Here is a 25,288-nt window from a genome sequence, read left to right as displayed (position 1 = left end):
ATGCGTTATCAATGATTTTTAGCTTCTTCGCGCAGGACGAACTTTTGGATCTTGCCCGTTGAGGTTTTCGGCAGCTCGCTAAAAATGACCGTTTTGGGGACTTTGTAGCCCGCCAGATGTTCGCGACAGTGGGCGATAATATCGGCTTCGGTAACTTCGCCGTAACCCACTTTAAGCTTCACAAAGGCACAAGGCGTCTCGCCCCACTTCTCGTCGGGCTTGGCCACGACTGCCGCCTCTTCGACCGCAGGATGGCCGTAAATAGCGTCTTCCACTTCAATGGTGGAGATATTCTCACCGCCGGAAATAATGATATCCTTGGAGCGGTCTTTAATCTCGATATAGCCGTCAGGGTGCCACACGGCCAAATCGCCGGTGTGATACCAGCCGCCCTCCAGCGCCTGCTCGGTGGCTTCGGCATTCTTCAAATAGCCCTTCATGACGTTGTTGCCACGCATCAGAATCTCGCCGATGGTTTGGCCGTCTTTGGCGACTGGCTCCATGGTCAGCGGGTCGGCCACACACAGCGCCTCGAGCATGTGATAGCGCACCCCCTGGCGGGCTTTGATCTTGGCCCGTGCTTCAAGCGGCAGCTCGTCCCACGCCTCACGCCAGGCACACACCGTTACTGGGCCGTACACTTCGGTAAGGCCGTATACGTGGGTGACTTCAATACCCAGTTTCTCTATCCCGGCAATTACCGACGCGGGAGGTGCCGCACCGGCGGTGGTAACTTTCACCGGGTGGTCAAACTCGCATTTGTCTTCAGCCGGTAAATTCACCAGGCCATTAAGAATAATCGGTGCCCCGCTAAAGTGGGTGACCTTTTCATCGGCAATCAACTGCATGATCTTTTTGGGATCGACCCGGCGCAGGCAGACGTTCACCCCGGCATTGGCGGCAATCGTCCACGGAAAACACCAGCCGTTACAGTGGAACATGGGTAGCGTCCACAAGTAGATCGGGTGGTGAGGCATCGCCCACTCCATGATATTGCTCACCGCGTTAAGGTAAGCACCGCGGTGGTGATAAACCACGCCCTTGGGCTTGCCGGTAGTGCCGGAGGTGTAGTTGAGCGAGATCGCATTCCACTCATCCGCGGGCAGCTGATAGGCGAAATCGGCGTCACCCTCTTCAAGAAGTGCTTCGTACTCGATCTCACCAATGCCCTGGGTGTCTCCGAGAAACTCCACGTCGGCAACATCGATGATCAGCGGCTTATGCTCAAGCTTGGCAACCGCTTGTTGGATGACCTCGGCAAACTCAGGATCGACCAGAATGGCTTTGGCCTCGCCGTGCTCCAGCATATAGCTGATTGCCTCGGCATCCAGACGAATATTAAGTGTGTTCAGCACACAGCCTGCCAACGGCACGCCGAAGTGAGCTTCAAACATCGCAGGGATATTAGGCAGCATCGCTGCTACGGTTTGGCCCGGCTGAAGGCCCCGCTGCTTGAGCGCAGAGGCAAGCTGGCGACAACGGGCCCAGGACTCGCCCCAGGTACGTCGTGTGCTGCCATGTACCACCGCAGGATAGTCAGGGTAGATCGACGCCGAGCGTTCGATAAAGGTCAGCGGTGAAAGGGGTACATGATTGGCTACGGTTTTGGGTAAGCCTTGCTCGAAAATAGCGGTCATAGTCGGCTCCTGGTCTTATTATTAAGCGTGTTGTTGAAGTCGGTGTTAGTAAAAGCGTTCGTTTTAAATGACTGTTTCGGTTGCCTAAAAACAGCACCGCCGCCTCGAAGGGCGGCGGCGCAGACTGAAACATTAGCGTTAGTGAACCTCAAATTCGCTTAAACACTGCATACCCGCTTCAATCACCGCCCGTTGGGCGCGACCGACCGGTAACCACTGGGTAATCGCAAATTCGGCGCTGCGTAACTTGGCAGTATAGAAAGGATCATCGCTACCGTTTTGAATCGCGGCCAGGGCGCTCAGGGCAGCCTGCCCCATTTGCCATGCACACAGCACGTGGCCCGCCAGGGTGAGAAACGGCGTAGCGTAGGCCTGCACCGCATCTGCGCCGTTTTCAGGATCACTGCCTTGTTCAAGCACGATCGCCTGAGCGGCTTTTAGATCTTCTAGGCCTGCGGCCAAGCCGCTGCCCAATGCTGCCAAGGTAGGCTCGGCGTTAAGCTGCTCCACCGTCGCGGCCACATCTTTTAAGAGCATGGAGAGCGCTTCACCGCTGTCACGCTGAAGCTTGCGGCCTGCCAAATCCAGCGCCTGAATACCGTTGGTGCCTTCGTAAATCGGCGCAATACGCGCATCACGCAATAACTGGGCGGCACCGGTCTCTTCCACGTAGCCCATGCCGCCATGAACCTGAATGCCCATGGAGGCGATATCCACCGCTTGATCGGTGGAGAAGCTTTTGATCACCGGAATCAAAATATCAGCGCGAGCCTGAGCGGCATGGCGGGCATCACCACTTTCGGCGTGGCGGGCCGTATCCAGTTCGGCGGCACAGTAGAGCGCCAGGGCGCGCAGCGCATCGGTACGCGAACGCATGGAGAGCAGCATGCGGCGCACGTCCAAATGGTCGCTGATAGTACAATTCTCACCACCGCGCGCTTTGGGGGAGCGGCCTTGGGTGCGCTCCAAGGCATAGGCAAAGGCGTGCTGGCAGGCGCGCTCGGCCACGCCAATGCCTTGAATACCAACCTTGTGGCGCGCCTCGTTCATCATGGTGAACATATGGTTCAGGCCACGGCCTTCCTCGCCTACCAAATAGCCAATCGCGCCGCCGTTTTCACCAAAGCTCAGAGTGCAGGTGGGCGAGCCGTGAATACCCAGCTTGTGCTCAATAGACGCACAAGTGACATCGTTGCGCTCGCCAAGAGAGCCGTCGTCATTAACCAGAAACTTGGGCACCAGAAACAGAGAAATGCCTTTGTTACCCTCCGGCGCGTCTGGCTTGCGGGCCAGTACCAGATGGATAATGTTTTCGGCGGCGTCGTGCTCACCCCAGGTGATATAGATCTTCTGGCCGCTGATGCGATAATGATCGCTTTCTGGAACGGCGCGGGTGCGCACTTGGGAGAGATCCGATCCCGCTTGGGATTCGGTAAGGTTCATGGTACCCGTCCAGGTGCCTTCTACCAGTTTGGGCAAGTAGGTCGCTTTGAGTGTATCGCTGCCGTGATGAGCCAACGCCTCAATGGCCCCGGCCGTCAGCATCGGACACAGGCCCAACGCCATATTGGCGCCGTGAAGCATCTCTTGAACCGCGCTGGCAACAACCTCTGGCAGGTTTTGACCGCCTAACGCCTCGGAAACACCAATACCGTTCCAACCGCCCTCGACATACGCCTGGTAAGCTGCCGCGAAGCCATCCGGCGTCGTTACGCTGCCATCGGTGTGACGCTTGGCCCCCTGCTGGTCCCCTATCTTGTTGAGCGGCCCCCAAACGTCACCGGCCAGTTTTGCGGCCTCTTCCAGTACAGCCTCGACCAAATCCGGCGTGGCTTCTTCAAAGACCGGCAGGTGCAGCGAGCGATGCTCCAACAGCTCTTCAAGTACAAAGCGAAAATCACGTACCGGCGCGGCGTAATAGTTCATAATAAGACCTCGGGCCAAAAAATTAAACAATCGTTTGAAAGCATGCCCTAGATAGTAGTAATACTCTATCACCTACACCATTAGCCCAAGGTATCACCCGCGACCGATAACGTCTCCACTCGGCTTTATTTTCGCTCGTCTACTTGCTCTACATCATCATAGTAAGTGATATGGCTCTCATCTTCTGCGGGTGGCCCAACCACAGGTTCAGCAACGTCCACATCCCATACGGCATCGGAGAGATCCTCCAAGTGTTCGTGCTCCAGCGCCCCCTGTATCAGCTCTTCAGTGACCACCAGCTCAGCACCTGCAGCGGTCATCGGCGTGGTAGCTGTAAACGGTGCCACAGGTACCGGCGCTGGGCGCACACTACGGCGCCAGGAAAAGAACATGACAAAAAATAGACTAAGTGAACCGAAAGCCCAGAACAGTCCCGCATCGCCCATCACCGTCATCACCGGGGAGATCATCAGCGGGCTGACCGTGGCACCGATCGAGTTGATCAGCAGTAGGCCCTGGCTCATGCGCACCAGTGCTCCTGCGGGCGCCCGGTCGGCGGCATGACTCACTGCCACCGGGTAAAGCGCAAATACCCCACCGCCAAGCAAGAACAGCAGCAGCGCCAGCATTGGCGTCGAAAGTGGCAGCCAGAGCATCGCCGCTGAGATCAGCACACAAAAACCGCTAATGCCGATCAGCACCATTTGCCGATCATGGCGGTCCGACCAGCGGCCAATCGGGTACTGCAGCAGCATGGCACCCAGGATCACCACCGCCATCATCTGGCCCACTTGACTGACCGTCATGCCAATACGCTGAAGATAAAGCGGCAACAGTGAGTACGCCGCGGCCACTACCATGCCAGAACCTAAGCTGCCCATCACGCCAGTGGGCGTCAGCGTAATCAAACGGTGGGGTGGCAATGGTTCGGCATGCTCCATAATTGGCGATACGCGGGGGATCATCGCCATGGGCAGCACAGAGAGCGAGGCCAGTAGGCCAATCACCATAAAGGGCGCGGTGACGCCCATGGCATTGGTTACACCCAGCAGTAGTTGCCCTAACACACCGGCGGCATAAAGCGAAATCATATACAGCGCCAGCAGGCGGCCGCGGACTTTTTGATCACCGGCGGTGAGCAGCCAGCTTTCAATGACTAGATAAACCCCTACCGTGGCCCAGCCGCCAATTAGGCGCAGCACAAACCAAGCCCAGGGGTCAAAGAACAATCCCTGTAGCAGCACCGTGACGGCCACTAATGAGGCAAAACTACCGTAAGCACGAATATGACCAATACGCAGCAACAGTCGGTCATTCACCATTGCGCCTAAGGCTAAGCCAATAAAGTAAGCCGACGAGACAATACCGATGACCGTGGCCGATTCACCGGCGGCATCCAGGCGCAGAGTGATTAAGGTGGCAAGAAAACCGTTGCCAATCCCAAGGATGAATAGCCCTAAAAGGGGCGCCAGCGCCATGGCTAGCAGTTGCCGCGACATGAAACCTCACCTTACCTACTGGAGTGAAACAGGAATAAAAACGCTGCCAGCAGTGTTCAAACTGGTATCAAAGCAGTGTTCAAAATAGCCGCTATCTCACCTGTTGCATCGAGTCAGGCTGGAATATCGGCGCGCAATTATTGCCCTCAAATGAGCAAAGTCAATGCTTTTCTAACGTCAAAATTTTTCACGTTAGCGTTTTGTGTAGAATAACCGTGTCGGCCCCAGGAAATTCCACCACTAAACTATTTTTTTGCGCCCACCAACGGAAGGTCTCTTCGCTAAAAAAGCTGACATGGGTAGGATCCGAAATATAGTGCCAGCGGGCAAAAGCTTCAGGGGAAGATACCCGCTTGGTCATCAGCCCCAGATAGCCGCCTGCTATCAGTTGAGACCCTAGTTGAGAAAGCACTTGTCCAGGCTGCGACAAGTGCTCAACGACTTCTGTGGCGGTGATAAAGTCATAGTCGTCGGCAAGCACCGAGGCGTCCGGGGCATAAAAAGGGTCGTAAATTGACATGGAATACCCCTGCTCTTCGAACATCACCGACAGCGTCGGTCCAGGCCCGGATCCAAAATCGAGCCCGCGGGCATTGGGAGCAAGCTTGGCTAAAAGCGGGGTAAATAAACGCCCTAAAAAGCGCCGGTATCCCGTATCATGCGGCGAGTTTTGATGCTTATCGTATTCGGCCTTTTCAGCCTCGGCACTCAAATGCTGCTCGGGGGGCACAAATACCAGCTTGCACGTGGCACACTGGTAATAGTCACGACGCCGATCCTGGTGGTAAAGCGCAGTGGTCGATCCCGCACATAGCGGACAGCAGCGCATCTTCGTATTCTCTGGCTTATCGTTACGTATTAAGGAAAGTGGCATGCTATCAGGCCTGGATCATCTCGTTGTTACTGTGACCGATATGGGTCGCGCCGTAGATTTTTACTCACGCGTGCTTGGGTTAGACGTTCGCTATCGCGATGCCCAGCGAGTCGATTTAATGCTGGGCGATACCGCGTTACGCCTGCATCAAACCGACACCGACATCGCGCCTATTTCAGCGACGCCCACCCCCGGCAGCCTGGATTTATGTTTGCGTTGCCAGCTCCCGCTGGACGAATTCAAGCAGCATTTAGACGCGCTGGATATCGAAGTGGAGCTAGGACCCGTCGCCCGTCAGGGTGCCAATGGACCGATTGAGTCGCTTTACCTGCGCGACCCCGACGGCAATCTATTAGAGATATGCCGTCCCGCGACACGCTAATGCCAAGGAAGCTTTCGCACGTTATCATATCACCTTAATAGCACCCGCTGAGATGCACCCAGCGACGGCTCGCAATACGGCATTTTTGATTTTGCAATTACCAACATCCTACCCAAGGGAAACGCTATGAGTGATAACGCCAATGATTCGCCCATCGATGGCGAAATCGTCAGTAAAGAGCAGCGCCATCAGCCCGACACCACCATGGCAATGGTCAACTATGCGCTCTACCTCGCCAGTTTCATCCTGGGCTTTACCTCCATTATCGGCGTGATTATCGCTTACATGTATAAAGGCAAAGGCCCCGTATGGCTGGACGAACACTACCGCTATCAGATTCGTACGTTTTGGATAGGGCTGGTCTATGGCATCGTGTTCTCGATCTTAACGCTGATATTGATCGGCTTTCCGTTGCTGCTAGCGCTTGCCGTTTGGCTGATTATTCGCTGTGTTAAAGGCTTCAAAGGGCTACAAGAGCACCGCGCACCCTCTAACGTAGACTCCTGGTTGTTTTAACAATGGCTCTACAAACAGGTAACGCCCGCGAGCGTTACTCCAAAGCCAGTGCGATCAGCTGGCTATGGCGCACGTTATCGCGCTGGCCGCTCACGCGGCTGTGGCGCGTCTCTTCAGCGCTAGGGCCACTGGTTTACCGCTTTAATAAGCGTGAGCGCGAAGTGACCGAGCGCAACCTAGCCGTTGTTTACCCGCATCTCTCTGCTCCAGAACGTAAGACGCTTGCCCAGCAAAGCTTGCGCCACTCGACGGCCACAATGTTAGAGCTAGGCCACGCCTGGATGGCAGAACCTCAACAAGTCGAGGCCGGCATTTTAGCGGTCAACGGGCGCGACAAGCTCGATAGCGCGCGCGCCGAGGGGCGAGGAGTCATTGTGCTCGCTCCCCACTTTGGTAATTGGGAGGTGCTTAACTTCTGGCTCTCGAGCCATTTCCCTTTTACCGCCATGTATGAGCCGCCCAAAATCGCCGCCCTTGATCCAGTCATTCGACATGGCCGTGAACGCATGGGCGCTCGTCTCGTTCCGACTAATCCGCGCGGCGTCGCAGCGCTGCTTAAAGCGCTTAAACGCAGCGAAGCGATTGGCATCCTGCCTGATCAAGAGCCCGATTGGGGCAGCGGCGTTTTCGCACCGTTCTTCAGCCGCGACGCCTATACCGCCACGCTGCTGCCTAAACTGGTGGCCCGCACCCAGGCAAGCGTCGTCACAGGCGTAGCGCTGCGCATTCCGGGAAAGGGTTTTGAGATTCACTTTTTAGATGCCGATGAGCGGGTCTATAGCGCAGACGACGTAGAGTCTGCCACCGGTGTCAATGCCAGTGTAGAGGCTGCGATTGCGCTGGCCCCCGCGCAATATCAGTGGGAGTACAAGCGCTACCGCAAAGTGGTGCAGGAGCAGCAAAAACTCGCCAACTACCGCGACTACCGCCTTTATTAGTTCGCCGATTTCATTAATCACTTTCAGCTTTATTGATAAGAGCTTACCGATGACGCAAAACAGCACTTCTGGCGATGAAACACGCCCGCCGCAAATTGTTTACGCGCTTTATCTGGCGGGCATTATTACCGCCAATATCACTCTGCTGATTGGAGTAATAATTGCCTATGTCTACCGTAGAGATGCCGCGCCGTGGCTACAGCAGCATTACCGCTACCTAATCCGCACCTTCTGGATCGGCACGCTGTATGCCGGCATTGCTTTTTTGCTGAGCATTGTAATGATTGGCACCTTGCTCTGGCCGCTGCTAGCGGTATGGCTGGGGGTGCGCGGCGTGCTTGGCTGGGTCGATGTACGCAAAGGGCGGCCACCGGCGCGCCCCGCTAGCTGGCTTTGGTAAGCTCTTTCACTTAAGACCCGTCAATTAAGAACTGTCATTCCAGCCCTGTCATTCATTGCTATCACGAGCGTAAACATCGTCTAAGCGCTCGATGTCGTCTTCACCCAGGTAGCTTCCCGACTGCACTTCTATCAGTTCTAAAGGAATCTTGCCGGTGTTTTCCAGCCGATGAAGCGCCCCAATGGGGATGTAGGCCGACTGGTTTTCACTGATCAAGAAACTACGCTCTTCAAGCGTTACCCGCGCCGTGCCGCTGACGACCACCCAATGCTCAGCGCGGTGATGGTGGCGCTGTAGCGACAGCCGCCCGCCAGGCTTCACGGTAATCCGCTTGACCTGATAGCGTTGGCCGCTATCCACCGCCTGGAAACTGCCCCAAGGGCGCTGCACCTGGGATGCCAAACTCGGCTCGCTGCGCCCCGCCTTGGCAAGCGACGCCACCAGTTGTTTGACCTGCTGCGCCTGATCACGGTGGACCACCAGCACGCTGTCCGAGGTCTCCACCACGATTAGATTTTGCACCCCCAGCGTGGCCACCAAGCGGTGCTCGGCCAACACCAGCGAATTCTGTGTATCGGTCAACCAAGTGTCGCCCTGGGCGGCGTTGCCCGCTGGGTCGGGCTCAGCAATAGCCCACAGCGCATCAAAGCTGCCGATATCGCTCCACTGCGCGGCCAACGGCACGACGGCGGCATGCTCACAGTGCTCCATTACCGCATAGTCGATAGAGTCCGCCGGGCAGCGGCGAAAGGCCTCTTCGCCCAGGCGTAGAAAATCCAAGTCACGGTGCGCGCCGCTAACTGCCTCTGCGCAAGCTTCAAGCATGGCTGGCTGTAGTCGCTTTAACTGGGCTAAATAGCTGGAAGCACGCAGCAAAAACATGCCGCTGTTCCACAGATAGTCGCCGCTCTCAACCAATTGTGTGGCGCGCTTGGCGTCGGGCTTTTCAATAAACGCCGCAAGGTGATGGCCGCCTTCCAGCGGATCACCACAGGCAATATAGCCGTAGCCGGTTTCGGGCTGTGTGGGTACGACACCGAAGGTCACCAGATAACCCGCTTCGGCTAACGGGGCGGCGAGTTCAACGCTGTGCTCAAACGCCTGTACATCGCCAATCACATGGTCAGCGGGGAGCACCAGCAACAGCGGGTCATCACCAGCCTGACGCGCCAGCAGCGCCGCACAGGCAATCGCCGGGGCGGTATTGCGTCCTTCTGGCTCAAGCACCAGGGTCGCCGTTTGATCCATTTCGCGCAGCTGTTCGGCCATTAAAAAGCGATGGCTATGATGCCCCATCAACATGGGCGCAGCGGTGGTTATCCCGGCCAAACGGCTAAGCGTTTGCTGAAGCAGGCTATGGGATGAGGTCAAGCGCAAAAACTGTTTGGGCATCTGCTCCCGAGAGAGCGGCCACAGCCGCGTACCGCTGCCACCGCTCAATATTATCGGCTGAATCATGGTGCTGTCCTTATGGTCGTACTTGTGGCCGAGCGGCTCTCTTCCTCTATTTCCGATTCTGACTCACCAAAATCGGCCTGCATCCAGTGGCGCAACTGGTTCATTCTGGGGGCCTCAGCGGCTTGATCAAGCGCGGGCAAGGTGCCGGGGATAAACCCACGCGCCTCAAACGGTGCCAATAGCGCGGGATCGCCGCTAATAATATGCACCGGCACCGCGCCACTGGCGTTATCGCCAGTAATCAGCGGCGCCGCCTGATGATCACCCAGTACAATCAATAGCGTGTTGTCGTCCACCACGCGCTCAGCCCAGCGGCCGGTGACTTTCACAGCGTAGTCTACCGACCATGCATAGTGATCGCGAATTCGCTCGATGTCCTGCCACAACACTTCAGGCGGGTCGCCCGCCGTCTCCCAAGGGGCAAAGATGCGCCCGTCCTCAATGGATGACCAGTCATCCAATACCGGCAGAATCGGCGTCCAGGGCGCATGGCTGGAGATCAGGGCTAGCTGAGCAAACACCGGCGTCTCGCCCAGCAGGTGGCGCTGGGTGTAATCAAGGGTGAACTGATCAGGCATGGTCACCCAGTTAAGCGCTGGCCCGGCGTAATCGATATCGCTTGCCGAAGCAATATCATCGAAACCGTAGGCGTCCCCTTCCGGCCACGCCATGGTAATGGCAGGCATGACGCTCAAAGTGCGTTGCCCGGTGGCGCTGAAGTCATCAATCAAGGTGGTGTGCTCGCTGTCTAACATCAGCCGGTACCAGAGCTGATTATCAATCCAGCGCCCGCTGAGCGCCGTTGCGTGGGCAAGCCAGGATTGCCCGCCGCGAATCGGCGATTCCAACATCCCCGAGACAACATGGAGGTCGCGCTCATCGAGGCGCTGCTGCAGTTCCATAAGAGTGGGAAGTAGAACGTCTGCATAGCGCGTATCGTCGAGTGCCGAGACACCGTAGGACTCAATAAAGGTCAGCAACACATTGCGCCCTTCAAGTCCTGGTAGCGGCTGTGCTTCTATTGGCGACGCTTCCAGCTCAGCTGTAAAGTCCAGCCGCGCAGCATGGGTGTCTGTTACTTGCTGCCACTGAAAACGGGTGATATTGACCATCGGCAAACGCGCGCCATCCACCAGTCTCACGCCATAAAGCTCCAGCGCAGCGCAGCAAGTAGCAACCACCAACAGCATTAACGCGGCCGCGCCTGGCAGCCGTTTAAGTGGATAAGCGAGCGGCGGCAGCAGTAGTTTCACCAAGCCCACGATAATACCCAGCAGCAAACCAATCGCCGCCAGCACTGCACACACGGCTAAAAGCTGACCTACATTGCCTACTAACAGGTGATAAATAGAGCGCAGCAGGGGCACATCTAGATATAGGTTGAGTGGCCGGGCAAAGGCCATGTGGGTAGCGGCACTGCCCAAGTTCGCGGCGGTGGCCAGCAGTACCCAACTGACAAGCCCAATCCCTAGTAACCGGCGCGCGCGGCCTACAGGGAGCAGTAGCATTAACGGCGCAACAATTAGCGCCTCCCAAGCAATTAAATACGCGCTTATCTCGCCGAATCGCCACCATAGCGGCGCGATGAGTAAGCAATTCAGCATTAGGACCGTCAACAATAATCGGCTCATCGGATTCTCATTTGTGCCTGCTTTAGCTTACAGTGTCATAGGCCTGACCTATCAGTGTTCTGTCCCACAGAGAGGCGTTATCAAGAACAGGGGACAGGGCTGATGAGAAGCACAACAATCATGTACTGTTTTGATTTATCGTATAGATATTGTGTAAAAATTTCACGTTTTGCTGGGTTATACACCACGCAATTTGCAAGCCTTCACCGGAAGGGATATCGCCCATGCTTGTTAACGTTATTGATAAACATGAAGTTGATTGCCAAGAAATTGATAGGCAAGAAGCTGATAGACGGCGGATGGGTAGATGGCAGCCTGGACGGTGGATGACTGGACAGTGCATGGTTTTATTCGGATGCACGCTAGCCTCCACCGCTTTTGCCGCAGACGATCGTCATTTTAGTGCTGTGATTGAGCGCGCCCAGCAGCTAGCTGAAGAGACCTACCAGCCCCCTGAAGAGCCATTGCCCCAGGCATTGCGCGACATTGACTACGATACTTATCGGCAAATTCGTTTTGATCCTGAGCATGCCTACTGGCAAGACGAGAGCCCTTTTAGTTTACAGCTCTTTCATAGCGGTTTTATTTTTCAAACCCCCATTGCTCTGAACATTATTGAAAACGACAGCGCCTCTCCCCTGCCCTTTTCATCAGATAACTACTCCTACGATGGCAATGCCGAGAAGCTTAAAGAGCAGGACCTAACCGGTAGCGACCACGCGGGATTTCGCCTCCACTACCCGTTAAACAGCGATGAATACAACGACGAGTTTGCCGTATTCCTCGGCGCGAGTTATTTCCGACTGGTGGGGCGCGATCAAGTTTACGGGTTATCGACGCGCGGGTTAGCCATTGATACCGCCTCAGTTGAAGGCGAAGAGTTTCCTTCATTTCGCGAGTTCTGGCTGTATAAACCCGACGCCGATGCCGATCAATTTGAGTTACTGGCGCTGATGAATAGCCCCTCGGTCAGCGGTGCCTATCGATTTATTCTCACACCGGGCGACAATACCCAAGTAGAAGTCGAAGCCGAACTGTTTGCCCGTGAAGACATTGCCAAGCTGGGCGTAGCGCCCCTCACCAGTATGTTCACTTACGGTGAGGCAAGTCGCGAGCGTCCGGACGACTTCCGCCCCCAAGTGCACGACTCCGATGGCCTACTGATGCATACCGGCAGTGATGAGTGGATTTGGCGGCCGCTTAGCAACCCAGCACATGTGCGAACTTCGACATTTAGCGACGCGTCTCCCCACGGCTTTGGCCTGATGCAGCGGGAGCGTGATTTTAATCGCTACTTGGATACCGAAGCTCAGTACCATCGCCGCCCCAGCCAGTGGGTCGAGCCGCTTAGCGAATGGGGCCCCGGGCATGTCGAGCTGGTTGAAATCCCCACACCCGATGAAACCCACGACAACATCGTCGCTTACTGGGTAGCAGACGACACATTAGACGCCGGCGAATCACGCCGCCTTCACTACCGCACCTTCACGTTGAACAGCCAGCCCGAGGAGCATACGCTTGGCCGCGCCATTCGCACCCGCCATGGCAGCGCAGCAGGACCGGGGCAAACGGACTCAGCGGCCAGCGAGCAGCGTCAGTTTATTGTCGATTTCCAAGGCGGCGTGTTAGCCGATATTACTGCCGACCAGCCGGTCGAATTAGACATCAGCACCCAGCAAGGTGAGGTTTTACTGCCTCAAGTCACCGCACTGCCTAACAGTGGATGGCGAGCTAGTTTCCGGCTACCCGACAGCGGCCAGCCCAGCGATGTTCGTCTCAGGCTCACCTTAAACGGCGAACCGGTGACCGAAACCTGGAATTACGTGTGGTACCCCGATGAGTGATGTAGAGACTCAGAAAAGCCAATTAATGCAGCGCCAGTACCTGCAACGGCTGCGCAGCGTGGGCGGACTTGCCCGCTCGCTGTTTATTTATTGGCGCCCGGGACGCCAGCGCGGACTTAAGCGCCTTTATCAGCCATTTATTCAGCCCGGCAGCGTGGCCTTTGATATTGGCGCTCACTTGGGCGACCGCAGCGCGGCTTTCCATTCGCTAGGCGCTAAGGTTGTCGCGCTTGAGCCTCAGCCCGAGCTTGCCAAGTGGTTCAAGCGCTTAGTCAGACCGCAAAGCATTACCCTGCTGCCCATAGCGGCTGGCCCGACGGCAGGCTTTGCCGACATTGCGATCAGCGCCGGCAACCCCACGCTTTCCACCCTGGCCACCGAATGGCGCGAACAGATTGGTGAGCGCAATGCAGGCTTCAGCCAGGTGCGCTGGGAGCAGCGTTTACGGGTGCCGGTCACCACCTTAGATACATTAATCGAAGAGTACGGCGAGCCCAGCTTTATCAAAATTGACGTTGAGGGTTTTGAAGCCGAGGTCCTGGCAGGATTAAGCCGCGCCGTAGCCGCACTTTCGGTGGAGTTTGTCTCCGGCGCGCTAGCGGTTAGCCACGCTTGTGTTGACCATTTAAGCCGCCTTGGCGACTATCGCTACAATGTCGTGGTTGGCGAGCAGCGCCATTTCCGTTGGGCTGAGTGGCAAACCCCGCAGGCTGTTATTGAGTGGCTCAATGCAGGTGCCGAAGAGCTACCCTCCGGCGATCTTTACGCCTGCCGCTCCAATCATCCCTTCGTTCTGAACGATGCTTAATACCGAAAGGCCTTTCACATCATGATTCACCACTGGCAAACGCTCACCGCACCGCAGCTAGCCGAGTTCGCCCAGCGCGATCCGGTGGCAGTGCTGGTGCTTGGCGCTATCGAACAGCACGGTACCCACCTTCCTTTAGCCACCGACCTCACCATTGGTGAAGGACTTCAGGCGGCCATGCTGAAAGCGCTTGCCCCTTCGCTTGAGGTTATCTGCCTGCCACCCATTGCCGTGGGTGCCAGCGATGAACACGCCAGCTTCCCCGGCACGCTAAGCCTGCCAGCGCCACTGGCGATTGCCACCCTAGAAGCCTACGGCGACAGCCTCGCGCAGGCGGGAATTCGTCGTTTGGTGCTGCTTAACAGCCACGGTGGTAACAAAGCGGTAATGGATTTGGCAGGCTTAACGCTGCGGCGGCGGCATAGCATGCGCGTGGTGAAAGCCACCTACACCCGGCTACCGCCCTTGGAGGGTGCGATTGCATCTGACGAGTTGCGCTACGGCTTGCACGGCGGGTTACTCGAAACCGCGATGATGCGCTATTTGGCACCCTCGCTGGTGCAACTAGAAAACTATCAAGCCACACCACCTGCAGCCCCCAAGGGCGACGCCTTAGTCAGTGCCGAAGGTGTTGCAGCATTTGCCTGGTTAGCAGAAGACTTGAGCGTCCAGGGTGTGGCGGGGGATGCCACCCACGCAAGCGCTGAATTGGGCGAGCGGCTAGTGAAGCACTACGCCAAACAGCTGGCGGCAGTGGTAACGGAAACCGCCCACCTGCCGCCGCTCGCGAGAGACTAACGCTGGTTGTTAAGACTGGCCGTTCAATACCTCTTCCAGCAGATGCCCACCGCGCGTTGCTTTAGCATTCAGATAGCGGTGGTTTTGGTCGGTGACACTGCCATATAGCGCCTGACGCGAGACCACTTCAATGCCGCCCTGGCGCAACGCCTCCATCTTAAGAGGGTTATTGGTCAGTAGCTGCACTTGGGAAATGGCTAATGCGTTAAGCATATCTACCGCTACCGCGTACTGGCGCTCGTCGTCGCCAAAACCCAGTACCTGATCCGCATCGACGGTATCCAAGCCACCATCCTGCAGAGTATAGGCACGCAACTTATTGGCCAGGCCAATGCCACGGCCCTCTTGCGCCAGATAGAGCAGCACGCCGCCGCCCAGGGCTTTAATATCGGCCACCGCATTGCGCAGCTGTTCGCCGCAGTCGCAGCGCAGGCTGCCAAACAAATCCCCAGTAAGGCACGCCGAGTGCATTCGTAGCGGCACCGCGGTTTTCCACTCTTCGGGCTGACCAATCACCACGGCGATGTGTTCACGCAAGCCATCCGGCTCGCGGAACAGCACAAAGCGGCTGTCGACAGCGTCCTCCAAAGGAATATTGGCTGCGCTTACTTGCTTAAGCATGCCCGGCGCCCCGACCAAACACTGCTCGGCGTCATTGGCATCGACGGCCAACAGCCGCCCTTCTGACAGCTGTTGATCAATGTCCGCCGCGGCTTTTTCACTCACAAAGGCACATAGCGCGGCAGGAATGAGCCGTGCGCGGCGCATCAGCGTGACTGCACCAAGTTCGGCTACTCCGGCCGGTTTTAAGCGGCTGGATAACTCACCCGCAGATTGCTTGAGCGTTTCAGCCGTAGCCAAGCCTTGCAGCTCGCTGGTAGTGATGCCAGCTACTAACGGCAGGCTTGCTGCCTCGGCGGCTAACGTCACTCCCATCGCGGCTAAGCGGTGGCGAGTCAGCACCAGCGAAGGCTGCTGGCCGGCTAATTGAGCCAGCGATTCTACTGAATCGCTGCCTTCTAACGCCTGTACAAGCAGACGCTGCTCACCGGCATTCACCACCACTGGCAATCCACGACGGATATCGAAAATAGCTCGTTCAATCTGGTACATGTAGGCCTCCTAGCTTCCTAGCATGAGGGACGTTACGCGCTTGCGCTGAATTGATAGGGCCCGCATGATAAAGCGGTTTTTTTAGCACGGAGGCGTCATGTCCGACTCTTATGTCAACATTATTGCGCTGGCCGACGCCTGGGAGTGGCTGCTGGCGGTGCGTCATCAGCACCCTTGCGCCGCCCCCATCAAGGCACTGCCTAACGGCGAGTGGCAAACAAACCAGACGGTCACCGCTGAGGCGCGTGAACTGCTGGACTGCCTGACGCCGCTCGCCAGTAGCCCGGCATGGGTAATCGCTCAACTGGGCCAGAGCCTGGATGGCCGCATTGCGACGGAAAGCGGTCACTCCCACTACATCAACGGTTACGAAAGCTTGGTCCATTTGCACCGCCTGCGGGCGCTGGTTGACGCGGTGATCGTCGGCGCAGGGACGGCCAGTGCCGACAACCCGCAATTGACCGTACGCCACGTTAGTGGCAGCAACCCGACCCGGGTGGTGCTTGACCCACGAGGCCGCCTTCCTAATGACCTGACGCTGCTGTGCAACGACGGCGCACCGACGCTGCATATCGTAGGACCCGATGTGGCGAAGGCTGTGCACTCTTGCCACGTTCAATCTCAAGTTCAATCTCAAGTTCGGTCCCACGTTCAGCGCTGCGTGCTGAGGCTGAACGAACACGGCCAGTTCAAGCCCAGCGAGGTTATCGCCCTGCTGGCCGGCAAAGGCTTGCCCCGCGTGCTGGTCGAAGGCGGCGGCATTACGGTTTCTCAATTTATCGAAGCGGGCAGCGTCGATCGGCTGCACCTGCTGGTCGCGCCATTGCTGATCGGCTCTGGCAGGCCGGGGCTTAAAATGACGCCCATCGAGACGCTTGAGAGTGCGCTGCGCCCGCCCACGCGCACCTTCCGTTGCGGTGACGACACGCTGTTCGATATGCGCCTGCGACCCTTGCCCACCTGACGGCTGAGCGCTGCGGCGACGACTCAAGGCGACGCCAATGCCGGGTAGGCAGGCCAGTAGCACGATAACGCCATAGGCCAACGACACGGCCACACCCTGGGCAGGCGGCAAGCCTACTAACGCCCACACCCCGGCGGCCGCGCCTTCGCGTACCCCCCAGCCCGCCACCGAAAACGGAATGAGCATTGCCAGCAGCAGCACCGGGGTTAGCGCCAGCAGTTCCAGTGCCGGTAGCGCAACGCCAATCGCTCGCGCCGCGCACACCATGACCGCACCGTAACTCAGCACAATCAGCAACGAAGAAAGCAACTGCTGAAGCCACACGCCGCGCGTTAGTAAGCCGCGTTTTAGGTCGCGGGCCAAGGATTGGCACCAGTTAGGCAGTTGCCCTAGCCAGGCGTTTAAGCGCTGGCGCAACAGCAGGCCACCAACGATGACCATAGCCAGCGCCGCCGCAGTGCCGAGACCGATCGCAGTGATCCACGCCCCGCCCAAAACGCTATACCAGAGGGGTGAAAGCATCAGTGCGCTAAACGTGAGCAGCACCACGGCCACCTGTCCTGAAGCACGTTCAATAATCACCGCTCGCCAAGCGCGACCGCGAGATTGCGCTTGGCTGGCATGGCGATGCGCTCGCCCAGCGTCACCCAGCACACCACCGGGCAGAAGCTGATTAACCAACAGTGCTAAATAGTATTCGCGTAGGGCATAGCTAAACCGTAACGGCACATCGATAAGCCCGGCGGTGAACTGCCAACGCCAAGCGCATAGCATCACTTGCAAGGTGCTGATCACTAACGCCACTACTAGCCATCCGGCTGAAAAACGCTGCACCTCGGCTAGAATGGCCTGGGGATCGACCCACAGCGCAACCGCCCCTAACAGCGCGGCGCTAACTAGCCCACGCCGTAGCCATGGGCTTCGCTGCCAGTGTGCCTGCATCCGCCTTGCAAGGCTCATCCGTCTACCCCTCTGCCCGTGGTATAGCGAATAAATCGTGGTGCCCAACACTAATACCCAAGCTGCCATTCGCTACCGCTTGCTGGCGCTGCTCAAGCCAGGCGGCAATGCGCCCCGCCGCTTCCGGACTTTGCTCCGTCGCGGCTTCTGCCCAGCCATCAAGTAATGCCATCATCAACGGTTGTTGGTCGCGATCGCCCGCGGCGAGCTGCCAGGGTGTCTCGGCCTGTTCAATACGGTAGCCCGCTTCTTTTAACATGGTGACCAAGACTGACTGGGCATGGCCGCCGAGCGCATCGCCCAAGCCTTTATCGCGCTGCTGGTGGGCAATAAACATCGCCAGCAGCCAGTGATCTTCGTCATCCATTACCGACGCACCCTGGCGATCAGTAAAGTGCCACTCGCCGGTCACACTTAGCGCGATTAGCAGCGCTTGGCGGTGTTCAGCACAGCGGGCTACCAGCGCCTCAATCCACTGTTGGGAGACAAGATCCAGCAAGGCCGAAGCGGTCACCAAATGTGCATCGTCCATCGGAACATCGCTAAGCGGCTCCAGCGACACGCAATGGGTTTCAACCGCCACCGGATGCCCCTGCGCGCCGCCTAATCCGGCTGCCCGCTGACGCGCTTGGGCCAATAAAATGGCGTCGTGATCAATCAGTTTCCAGCGCTGGTGGCCGTTTAACCGTGGGGCTAGGTAGCGCATATTGCTGCCGCGGCCACAGCCAAGATCCGCTAGCAGCGGCGTTTGCGTCCGTGCACTTAGCCACTCGGCGGCTAGCCCCGCTAGACGCTGGCTGCGCGATGCAAAGTCGGCCGCCTCGCGCAGGGTTAGCCAATCAGACCCAAAATGACTTCCGGTGTGCAGGCTTAACGAGCTCTCAGCCGAGTCGCTCTGGGCCGATAACGCCGCCGCAAACGCCGTGCCAGCTGCTTGCCAATCGCTTAACGCACTGCGGGCCTGGGCAGCCCCATGGCGCAACTGATGGCGCAGCTCGGCGTCATGGCAAAAGCGGCTCAAGGCGTCTTGTAGGGCCGCCCTATCGCCCGGCTCAACGCTCAACCCAGCGCCTTCCGGCAAGGTATCGCGCAGCGCGCCGCCGGTCGTGGTAATCACCGGCAGCCCATGGGCCAGGGCTTCGGTGACCACCATCCCGTAACCTTCATACCAAGAGGGCAGTACCAGCGCGTGGGCGCTCCGATAGGCGGCTTCCAGCATCTCGCTGCCACACTCTCCGTGTAGCTGCACGCGGCTCTGTAAGCCATTTTGTTCAATCAGGTGCTGTACCCGCTGGGTAAACGCCGGGTCTCGCGCACCGCCGTAGCAATCACACTGCCAGTGATCACCAGCGACCCCCGCCAGCGCTTGAACAAGAATATCCTGCCCCTTGCGCGGCGTGAGCGTGGCGACACACAGTAAGCGCAGTGTCTCGCCGGGGGCCGCTGCTGGGCTGATCGGCGCCTGGGCAACGCCCGGTTCAACCACGGTGACACTCGCTTTGAGTGGCAAGTCGTAAAGGGCCGCAAGCGCTGGCAAACGCCGGGCGGTAAAGTGGCTGGTGACGATAATCCGTGCCACAGACGCAAGCGCCGTTAGTTCACTGCGATGAAAACGCTGTTGATCAGCTTCGTTCAGGCCGAGCTCATCGCCTAACGGGTGATGAAGCAACGCGGTAATGTCCAAGCGCTGAGCATGCTGAGCGACGACGTTAGGCAGCGCTCCCATGGCCAAGCCATCAATCACCACCGCGGCATGCTCGGAAAGCGATGCAAGCGCCTGGGCAAGCGCTGCCGACGCCTCGTCATCTGCATCAGGAAAACTACCGGCGAGGCCAACAACGTCAATCTCCCACCCCTGGTCACGCAAGGCTGAGACGATGTGCGCATCGTAGAGGTAGCCACCGGTGCGCTGAGCAGGGTCACCGGCAACGATAAGGGTAAAACGCCGGCTCATAGCGCGCCTTCGAAGCTGGCCCAGGCCACATGGGATTCGTGAAGCTTGATCTCCATATGAGTGATCCCTTGGGCGGTTGACCCCATTTTCCCCTCGCCAATCGCTTTGGCGAGCTGGTCGAAAATCACTTTGGCCATAAATTCAGTGGTGGTGTTTTTACCTTGAAACTCGCTGACCTCATCCAGATTTTGAAAGTTATAGCCTGCCAGTACCTCTTTAACGGTGTCACTGGCGAGACCGATATCGATCACTAGGCCATCGTCATCCAGCTCAGGACGCTGAAAAACCACGTCCACCACATAGGTAGCGCCGTGGGTGCGCTGGGCTGGGCCAAAAATCTCACCGTTAAAACTATGGGCGATCATAAAGTGGTCACGAACACACAAACGAAACATATAAACTCCTGATTAATTACCCATAAAAAATAATTAATTTATTAACATGCAGTTATACAGGGTAGCGCAGCCGATGGCAGAGTTCGGCGCTGCTGCGGCCAAACAGTCTCGGGGCCAGTGCGGGGAACTGGTCAAAGTCGCTTTCACCGCTGATAAGCACATCTAAACGCTCATCTGCCAGCAGGCTCAGCGCCAGTTGAAGACGGCGTTGATAGTCCCAGCGAGGGCGCAATTTTGGTGGCAGCTGACCTACTTGGCTGGCCTTGAGGGTAAGCCGCTGAGAGTGAAAAGCGCCACCTAATGGAATTGAAACATCCCCCTCGCCAAACCAACTCATTTCGATGATGCGCCCTTCGCCGCCAACTAATTCAAGCGCTTGGCGAAGGCCTGCAGAGTGGCCGCTCGCATGAATCACGCAATCCTGGTTATCCGGGGCTTGTTCAGGGGCGCAAAATGTCACTCCCAGGCGCTCGGCCACAGCGCGGCGCTCCGGGTTAATATCGATGAGATGAACGTTGACACCTGGTATTCGGGCGCAGAGATACGCCACCAGCAGGCCGACGACGCCCGCACCCAACACGCACACCCGCTCGCCCAGCATGGGCTCGGCATCCCATACGCCATTAATGGCTGTTTCCATATTGGCCGCCAGCACCGCGCGTTTAGCGGGCACGATGCTGGGCACCTCCAGCACCGCTGAGGCGGGCACTACGTAGTGATCTTGATGGGGAAACAGGCAAAAAACGGTTTTATCGATTAACGCTTCAGGGCCCTCTTCTACGCGACCAACGCTGCAGTAGCCGTATTTTACCGGGCCGGGAAACTCACCCGCTTGAAAGGGGGCCCGCATGCGGGAAAACTCACTTTCGGGCACACGACCATTGAACACCAGCGATTCGGTGCCACGGCTAATACCACTGTATAAGGTGCGTATGAGCACCTCATCTTGGGCAGGTACATTTAGCGATTCTTGTCGCAGCTCGCTTTGGCCTGGGCTTGTCACCCAGAAAGCGTTGGCACACTTTTTTGTGCGAGCGTTAGGATTTTTTGGGCGAGCATAGGGATTTTCGCCACTATTGTCAGGCGCTGGCATAACAATTCCTTTTCGTTGCGAACTCTATTGCCATGAGTTCGTTTTCACTCCATTGAATAGGGCGTCGCACCACTGCATTGCACGTAATAACCCTTGGTTTGATCACATAGTGAAGAGTTACAGGCGTGACGATGTTCAATGGTTCCCCCCTTCAGAGTAGCGTTTGAAAAGAAAATATTCGATTAACAATGTTAACAATTGGGGCTAGGCACTCTATTTTCGTATCTTATAGACAACACTACCTTCTTCTACAAGAATGGTACATATAAAAATAGTTGCATCATTTTTCAACTGCGGACAGCGACGCCGCTTCGTGAGTCACCATGGCGATTTTTTCAAATACTTCTTCTCACCCTGTGCCTCAGCGCCTTTATAGCGCTGGTGAGCTGTTGCTGGGTGGCCTGCTGCTATTGGCAGTGGGCAAAGCGCTGCCGCTATTAATGGCCTCGCCTGCCAACTGGTGGGTCGCCTATGGCTGCTATACGGTCATATCGCTATTGCTCGTTATCTTCTGGCCCTACGGCCCACTGGGCTGGGCAAATCGGGTTACGTTAGTAAGAGCGGTGCTCGTAGTGATAGTGGCAGGTGCCCTCGCCGACAATACTTTTATCGAGGCGATATGGCAGTGGCTAGTCATCGCGATGATCGCCCTGCTGCTGGATGGAGTAGACGGCTGGATTGCCAGGCGCACCAAAAGCCACTCGCGATTCGGTGCGCGCTTTGATATGGAGCTGGATGCGCTGCTGATTTTGCTGCTTTGTGCGGGGCTGTTACAGCTTGAATCGCTGGGGCCGTGGGTGCTGCTGATCGGTGGGATGCGCTACCTGTTTGTGGCTGCTAGCTGGCCGCTCGAGTGGCTCTCACAGCCGCTATTTGCCAGTTTTCGCCGCAAAGCGGTGTGTGTCTGGCAGGTGGTCGCGCTGCTGCTGGCATTAACACCGCTCACCTCTCATCTTGTTGCCAGCCTGCTCGCTATTAGCGCGCTGCTGTCACTTGCCTACTCGTTTGGGTTTGATGTGTGGTGGCTGCACCAACAATCCAAACGAGACGCAGACGCCTAGCGCTCTAATCCCAAGCGTTGATGCCATTCAGCCAGGCTCTCGTCGGGGTACTCATCGAAACACTTATCTTGAAAACCTGCGTTTACTTCAACCCAATCCGCCCTACTGCCCAACATCATATGGGTCCGCTTGGGCGGCGTCGGCAGGGGGGTATCGATCGCGGAGGCGAAGGGGTGTACCAGCTCAGGCCAGTCGGGATCATACACCCACAACGAGGAGGCGCAGTGTTTACAAAAATGCCGTTCGCCGGTGCTCTGCTCACGATTAATAAGCGCACTATAGACAGAGATATGCTCTTCTCCCCTAACGTTAAGGGTTTTGCTATCGCCGCTGAGGTTGATGGCATAGCCACCCCCGCCCGCGGTTTTACGGCAAATAGAGCAGTAACAGCGGTTGAAGGGATAGGGGTGATGCGACTTCACGCTAAACGTAACTGCTTGGCAATGGCATGATCCTTCGAGCAGCATAACACCTCCTTTGGTAGCGATTTTCAACCAAGATTAGCAAATACATCGCACCGATCTCGATAAGTCGATACTCCTTACTATATACACTCCAGCGTTAAACTATCGTGTTAAGCGGATAACAATAGTTGAAAGATTGCAGAAAGTCGTAGTACCAAGGCTTGCAGCTGATATCGATAAATTCCTAAAAAATGATAATGATATCGTAAAATATAATTATGGAATAACTGTCATATTTAATATTCTTTTAAGGAATATTAAATATGGCAAAGGGAATGGAAACAGCTCGCTATGAACATTCAACAACTACGTATCGTACGCGAGACAGTGCGCCAGCACTTCAACCTAACGGAAGCTTCAAATGCACTATTTACCTCGCAGTCTGGGGCTAGCAAGCATATTCGCGACTTGGAAGAAGAGCTAGGCGTGGAACTGTTTGAGCGGCGTGGCAAACGCATTTTGGGCCTAACCGTGGCAGGTAGCACGTTGATCGATTGCATTGAACGCATTTTGCTTGATGTAGAAAATCTTAAGCGCTCAGCGCATCAACTAACCCATGAAGATCAAGGTAGTTTGGCAATTGCCACCACTCATACGCAGGCACGCTATGCCCTCCCGCCGATTATCGCGCGCTTTAAGCAGGCTTTCCCCAAAGTGCACCTTGAGCTTCATCAGTGCAGCCCAGAAGAAATTGTCTCAATGCTGAAGGCAGGCAAAGTGGATATCGGCATTGCTACCGAGGCGCTGCATGAGGAAGGGCAGCTTTTTGCCTGCTTTCCCTTTTACCATTGGTACCATGGGGTTGTGGTGCCGGAAGAGCATCCGCTCAATGACGGCTTGCCATTAACACTTGAACGTATTACTGAACACCCGATTGTGACTTACCACGAAGGGTTCACCGGGCGCACCCGTATTGATACCGCATTTTCGGCGGCGGATGCATTTCCGGATATAGTGCTTACCGCACTGGATGCGGATGTGATCAAAACCTATGTAGAACTGGGCATGGGAGTTGGGTTAATCGCCTCCATGGCGTATCACGAACAGCGTGATCAGGGTCTAAAACTACTGGATGCCAGCAGTCTATTTCCCCGTAACACTACCTATCTAGCGCTACGACGTGGCCATTTCTTGCGCGGCTATGCCTACCAATTCTTAAAGCTTTGCCGCGACAACCTGGATGAAGAGACCGTTAACCAAGTATTAGCAGGCCGCAGGGATTAGCTGACGTTCACCACCTCCGTTTTCCTTCTTTTCCACTCTCCCCATGACGAGCTGGTAACCATGCCACCTGACCATTGTGGCTTTTCAATATGCCTGATTTCTCTACGTAAGCTCACTGGTTTGTAGCGGATCACTAATCATAAAAAGATATAAGCAATCCATTTTTTATTCGTTAAATTGAATAATCGAGACCGTTAGGCTGTGCTTCATCACCTCAACAAACGATAGCTAAACATTGTGCTGGAGCAGCCTAATCATGGAAAAAACAACGCCTACAAACATCTGGAAAAAATCTAAACTCACCGCCGCCATAATATTGGGTGGCGCAATACTCGCTAGCACAATGACATTCAGCGCAACCGTTCAAGCACAAAGCGAATCACTGCAAATATTAAACGTCTCCTACGACCCGACTCGCGAACTTTATCGTGAGTACAACGACTGGTTCAGCAATTACTGGCAAGAGCAAACCGGTGAAACCGTCACCATTCGTCAGTCCCATGGCGGCGCTGGCTCCCAGGCCCGTGCGGTTCTCGATGGCTTGGAAGCCGATGTTGTTACGCTCGCCTTAGCCTATGATATTGATCAATTCCACGAGCGCTCTGATTTAATTCCTGCGGATTGGCAGTCACGTCTGCCCAATAATAGCTCTCCTTATACATCTACCATTGTGTTGCTGGTACGCGATGGCAATCCAAAGAACATTCAAGACTGGGATGACCTTGTTCGCAACGATGTAGAAGTGATCACACCCAATCCCAAAACGTCAGGCGGCGCACGCTGGAACTACCTTGCCGCGTGGGGTTACGCGTTAGATAAATTCGATGGCGACGAACAGAAGGTCTTTGAATTCGTACGTGATATTTACAAAAACGTACCTGTACTCGATTCCGGGGCACGCGGCGCGACGAACACCTTCGTTCAGCGCGGTATTGGCGATGTACTACTCGCCTGGGAAAACGAGGCATTCTTGGCCACCGAGCAGCTTGGTCAAGGCGAGTTTGAGATTGTCGTGCCGTCGGTAAGCATTCTCGCAGAACCGCCTGTGACCGTGATTGATAAGAACGTCGACGCTCATGGAACCCGCGAGGTGTCTACCGCTTATTTAGAGCAACTCTATTCTGATGAGGCTCAGCGCCTAGCAGGCAAACATTATTACCGTCCATCCAATGAGACCATTGCGGCAGAGTTTGCTGATCAGTTTCCGGAAGTAGAGCGTTTTACCGTTGATGAGGTGTTTGAAGGTTGGACGAATGCTCAAGAAACGCACTTCAATGACGGTGGTCGTTTCGATGACATTCTCGAACAGGTCGGCAATCCCACTAATTAAGATAGGTTGATACTTTCAA

Annotated in this window: 22 protein-coding genes and 1 pseudogene; 11 read left to right on the top strand and 12 right to left on the bottom strand. The window is 56.2% G+C overall.

Going from position 1 to position 25,288, the window contains the following annotated elements; genetic code table 11:
* Positions 1-8: 8 nt before the first annotated feature.
* The 4 genes from QT230_RS00175 to QT230_RS00160 all read right to left on the bottom strand — a co-directional run bounded on the left by QT230_RS00175 (position 9) and on the right by QT230_RS00160 (position 5,936).
* Entirely contained in the window at positions 9-1,637 is a 1,629-nt protein-coding gene (locus tag QT230_RS00175) for an acyl-CoA synthetase (RefSeq protein WP_308319456.1), read from the bottom strand.
* Positions 1,638-1,775: 138 nt separating this feature from the next.
* On the bottom strand, positions 1,776-3,563 hold the full coding sequence (locus QT230_RS00170) for an acyl-CoA dehydrogenase (protein WP_308319455.1): 1,788 nt from the start codon (positions 3,561-3,563) through the stop codon (positions 1,776-1,778).
* A gap of 125 nt (positions 3,564-3,688) precedes the next feature.
* Positions 3,689-5,062 carry an MFS transporter gene (locus QT230_RS00165; protein ID WP_308319453.1) on the bottom strand — a complete coding sequence of 458 codons (1,374 nt, stop codon included), beginning with the start codon at positions 5,060-5,062 and terminating at the stop codon, positions 3,689-3,691.
* Between the two features lie 187 nt (positions 5,063-5,249).
* Positions 5,250-5,936: a class I SAM-dependent methyltransferase gene (locus QT230_RS00160; protein WP_308319452.1), complete on the bottom strand. Its 687-nt coding sequence runs from the start codon at positions 5,934-5,936 to the stop codon at positions 5,250-5,252.
* On the opposite strand from QT230_RS00160, the gene QT230_RS00155 reads away from it, so the two are divergent.
* The 4 genes from QT230_RS00155 to QT230_RS00140 all read left to right on the top strand — a co-directional run bounded on the left by QT230_RS00155 (position 5,935) and on the right by QT230_RS00140 (position 8,172).
* A complete protein-coding gene (locus QT230_RS00155; RefSeq protein WP_308319450.1) occupies positions 5,935-6,318 on the top strand; it encodes a VOC family protein in 384 nt (127 codons plus the stop codon). The genes QT230_RS00160 and QT230_RS00155 overlap by 2 nt on opposite strands.
* A gap of 126 nt (positions 6,319-6,444) precedes the next feature.
* Positions 6,445-6,834 carry a DUF4870 domain-containing protein gene (locus QT230_RS00150; RefSeq protein ID WP_308319448.1) on the top strand — a complete coding sequence of 130 codons (390 nt, stop codon included), beginning with the start codon at positions 6,445-6,447 and terminating at the stop codon, positions 6,832-6,834.
* A 2-nt stretch (positions 6,835-6,836) separates the two neighbouring features.
* Entirely contained in the window at positions 6,837-7,772 is a 936-nt protein-coding gene (locus QT230_RS00145) for a lysophospholipid acyltransferase family protein (RefSeq protein ID WP_308319447.1), read from the top strand.
* Between the two features lie 49 nt (positions 7,773-7,821).
* Positions 7,822-8,172: a DUF4870 domain-containing protein gene (locus QT230_RS00140; protein ID WP_308319446.1), complete on the top strand. Its 351-nt coding sequence runs from the start codon at positions 7,822-7,824 to the stop codon at positions 8,170-8,172.
* A gap of 48 nt (positions 8,173-8,220) precedes the next feature.
* On the opposite strand, the gene QT230_RS00135 is transcribed toward QT230_RS00140, so the two are convergent.
* Positions 8,221-9,630, bottom strand: coding sequence for a mannose-1-phosphate guanylyltransferase/mannose-6-phosphate isomerase (locus QT230_RS00135; RefSeq protein ID WP_308319445.1), 1,410 nt, complete (start codon positions 9,628-9,630; stop codon positions 8,221-8,223).
* Positions 9,627-11,261, bottom strand: coding sequence for an alkaline phosphatase (locus QT230_RS00130; RefSeq protein ID WP_308319443.1), 1,635 nt, complete (start codon positions 11,259-11,261; stop codon positions 9,627-9,629). The genes QT230_RS00135 and QT230_RS00130 overlap by 4 nt, the downstream gene beginning before the upstream one ends.
* Before the next feature lie 341 nt (positions 11,262-11,602).
* Between QT230_RS00130 and QT230_RS00125 the strand changes: the two genes are divergently transcribed.
* The 3 genes from QT230_RS00125 to QT230_RS00115 are packed head-to-tail and all read left to right on the top strand — an operon-like array spanning position 11,603 to position 14,711.
* Positions 11,603-13,105: a glucan biosynthesis protein G gene (locus QT230_RS00125; protein ID WP_308319442.1), complete on the top strand. Its 1,503-nt coding sequence runs from the start codon at positions 11,603-11,605 to the stop codon at positions 13,103-13,105.
* Positions 13,098-13,913, top strand: a complete 816-nt coding sequence (locus tag QT230_RS00120; RefSeq protein WP_308319441.1) for an FkbM family methyltransferase — start codon at positions 13,098-13,100, stop codon at positions 13,911-13,913. Before QT230_RS00125 ends, QT230_RS00120 begins: the two co-directional genes overlap by 8 nt.
* A 21-nt stretch (positions 13,914-13,934) precedes the next feature.
* The gene (locus QT230_RS00115; protein ID WP_308319439.1) at positions 13,935-14,711 is read left to right on the top strand and encodes a creatininase family protein; all 777 of its coding nucleotides are present in this window, start codon (positions 13,935-13,937) and stop codon (positions 14,709-14,711) included.
* 9 nt (positions 14,712-14,720) lie between these two features.
* Here the strand turns inward: QT230_RS00115 and ribA are convergent, their stop codons facing one another.
* Entirely contained in the window at positions 14,721-15,824 is a 1,104-nt protein-coding gene (gene ribA / locus QT230_RS00110; RefSeq protein WP_308319438.1) for a GTP cyclohydrolase II RibA, read from the bottom strand.
* Between the two features lie 97 nt (positions 15,825-15,921).
* Here ribA and QT230_RS00105 point away from each other — a divergent pair, with 97 nt between their 5' ends.
* Entirely contained in the window at positions 15,922-16,788 is an 867-nt protein-coding gene (locus QT230_RS00105) for a RibD family protein (protein WP_308320096.1), read from the top strand.
* Positions 16,789-16,851: 63 nt separating this feature from the next.
* Here QT230_RS00105 and QT230_RS00100 read toward each other — a convergent pair.
* The 4 genes and pseudogenes from QT230_RS00100 to QT230_RS00085 form a co-directional block, all read right to left on the bottom strand.
* Positions 16,852-17,730, bottom strand: a pseudogene (locus QT230_RS00100) (lysylphosphatidylglycerol synthase transmembrane domain-containing protein); the annotation flags it as partial.
* A 22-nt stretch (positions 17,731-17,752) separates the two neighbouring features.
* Entirely contained in the window at positions 17,753-19,702 is a 1,950-nt protein-coding gene (locus QT230_RS00095) for a glycosyltransferase (RefSeq protein WP_308319436.1), read from the bottom strand.
* The gene (locus QT230_RS00090; RefSeq protein ID WP_308319435.1) at positions 19,699-20,097 is read right to left on the bottom strand and encodes a 6-carboxytetrahydropterin synthase; all 399 of its coding nucleotides are present in this window, start codon (positions 20,095-20,097) and stop codon (positions 19,699-19,701) included. Before QT230_RS00090 ends, QT230_RS00095 begins: the two co-directional genes overlap by 4 nt.
* 52 nt (positions 20,098-20,149) lie before the next feature.
* Positions 20,150-21,190: a zinc-binding alcohol dehydrogenase gene (locus QT230_RS00085; protein ID WP_308319434.1), complete on the bottom strand. Its 1,041-nt coding sequence runs from the start codon at positions 21,188-21,190 to the stop codon at positions 20,150-20,152.
* 323 nt (positions 21,191-21,513) lie between these two features.
* Here QT230_RS00085 and QT230_RS00080 point away from each other — a divergent pair, with 323 nt between their 5' ends.
* Positions 21,514-22,251: a CDP-alcohol phosphatidyltransferase family protein gene (locus tag QT230_RS00080; protein ID WP_308319433.1), complete on the top strand. Its 738-nt coding sequence runs from the start codon at positions 21,514-21,516 to the stop codon at positions 22,249-22,251.
* Here the strand turns inward: QT230_RS00080 and QT230_RS00075 are convergent.
* The gene (locus QT230_RS00075; protein WP_308319431.1) at positions 22,248-22,718 is read right to left on the bottom strand and encodes a GFA family protein; all 471 of its coding nucleotides are present in this window, start codon (positions 22,716-22,718) and stop codon (positions 22,248-22,250) included. The two genes, QT230_RS00080 and QT230_RS00075, sit on opposite strands and share 4 nt — an antisense overlap.
* A 288-nt stretch (positions 22,719-23,006) precedes the next feature.
* Between QT230_RS00075 and QT230_RS00070 the strand changes: the two genes are divergently transcribed.
* Positions 23,007-23,939 carry a CysB family HTH-type transcriptional regulator gene (locus QT230_RS00070; RefSeq protein ID WP_308319428.1) on the top strand — a complete coding sequence of 311 codons (933 nt, stop codon included), beginning with the start codon at positions 23,007-23,009 and terminating at the stop codon, positions 23,937-23,939.
* A gap of 256 nt (positions 23,940-24,195) precedes the next feature.
* On the top strand, positions 24,196-25,269 hold the full coding sequence (locus tag QT230_RS00065; RefSeq protein ID WP_308319427.1) for a sulfate ABC transporter substrate-binding protein: 1,074 nt from the start codon (positions 24,196-24,198) through the stop codon (positions 25,267-25,269).
* Positions 25,270-25,288 lie beyond the last annotated feature (19 nt).

Origin of the sequence: Halomonas sp. SpR8, assembly GCF_031010195.1 — a bacterium.
Lineage (GTDB): Bacteria > Pseudomonadota > Gammaproteobacteria > Pseudomonadales > Halomonadaceae > Vreelandella.
This window is presented reverse-complemented; position numbering and strand designations above follow the sequence as displayed.

Bases quoted from the DNA above. Each gene is read 5' to 3' on its own strand.
- QT230_RS00105 (WP_308320096.1), top strand. From the start codon at position 15,922: ATGTCCGACTCTTATGTCAACATTATTGCGCTGGCCGACGCCTGGGAG.
- QT230_RS00165 (WP_308319453.1), bottom strand. From the start codon at position 5,062: ATGTCGCGGCAACTGCTAGCCATGGCGCTGGCGCCCCTTTTAGGGCTA.
- QT230_RS00170 (WP_308319455.1), bottom strand. From the start codon at position 3,563: ATGAACTATTACGCCGCGCCGGTACGTGATTTTCGCTTTGTACTTGAA.
- QT230_RS00130 (WP_308319443.1), bottom strand. From the start codon at position 11,261: ATGAGCCGATTATTGTTGACGGTCCTAATGCTGAATTGCTTACTCATC.
- QT230_RS00150 (WP_308319448.1), top strand. From the start codon at position 6,445: ATGAGTGATAACGCCAATGATTCGCCCATCGATGGCGAAATCGTCAGT.
- QT230_RS00160 (WP_308319452.1), bottom strand. From the start codon at position 5,936: ATGCCACTTTCCTTAATACGTAACGATAAGCCAGAGAATACGAAGATG.
- QT230_RS00145 (WP_308319447.1), top strand. From the start codon at position 6,837: ATGGCTCTACAAACAGGTAACGCCCGCGAGCGTTACTCCAAAGCCAGT.
- QT230_RS00065 (WP_308319427.1), top strand. From the start codon at position 24,196: ATGGAAAAAACAACGCCTACAAACATCTGGAAAAAATCTAAACTCACC.
- QT230_RS00125 (WP_308319442.1), top strand. From the start codon at position 11,603: ATGGTTTTATTCGGATGCACGCTAGCCTCCACCGCTTTTGCCGCAGAC.
- QT230_RS00075 (WP_308319431.1), bottom strand. From the start codon at position 22,718: ATGCTGCTCGAAGGATCATGCCATTGCCAAGCAGTTACGTTTAGCGTG.
- QT230_RS00120 (WP_308319441.1), top strand. From the start codon at position 13,098: ATGAGTGATGTAGAGACTCAGAAAAGCCAATTAATGCAGCGCCAGTAC.
- QT230_RS00095 (WP_308319436.1), bottom strand. From the start codon at position 19,702: ATGAGCCGGCGTTTTACCCTTATCGTTGCCGGTGACCCTGCTCAGCGC.
- QT230_RS00140 (WP_308319446.1), top strand. From the start codon at position 7,822: ATGACGCAAAACAGCACTTCTGGCGATGAAACACGCCCGCCGCAAATT.
- QT230_RS00135 (WP_308319445.1), bottom strand. From the start codon at position 9,630: ATGATTCAGCCGATAATATTGAGCGGTGGCAGCGGTACGCGGCTGTGG.
- QT230_RS00115 (WP_308319439.1), top strand. From the start codon at position 13,935: ATGATTCACCACTGGCAAACGCTCACCGCACCGCAGCTAGCCGAGTTC.
- ribA (WP_308319438.1), bottom strand. From the start codon at position 15,824: ATGTACCAGATTGAACGAGCTATTTTCGATATCCGTCGTGGATTGCCA.
- QT230_RS00080 (WP_308319433.1), top strand. From the start codon at position 21,514: ATGGCGATTTTTTCAAATACTTCTTCTCACCCTGTGCCTCAGCGCCTT.
- QT230_RS00090 (WP_308319435.1), bottom strand. From the start codon at position 20,097: ATGTTTCGTTTGTGTGTTCGTGACCACTTTATGATCGCCCATAGTTTT.
- QT230_RS00070 (WP_308319428.1), top strand. From the start codon at position 23,007: ATGAACATTCAACAACTACGTATCGTACGCGAGACAGTGCGCCAGCAC.
- QT230_RS00155 (WP_308319450.1), top strand. From the start codon at position 5,935: ATGCTATCAGGCCTGGATCATCTCGTTGTTACTGTGACCGATATGGGT.
- QT230_RS00085 (WP_308319434.1), bottom strand. From the start codon at position 21,190: ATGCCAGCGCCTGACAATAGTGGCGAAAATCCCTATGCTCGCCCAAAA.
- QT230_RS00175 (WP_308319456.1), bottom strand. From the start codon at position 1,637: ATGACCGCTATTTTCGAGCAAGGCTTACCCAAAACCGTAGCCAATCAT.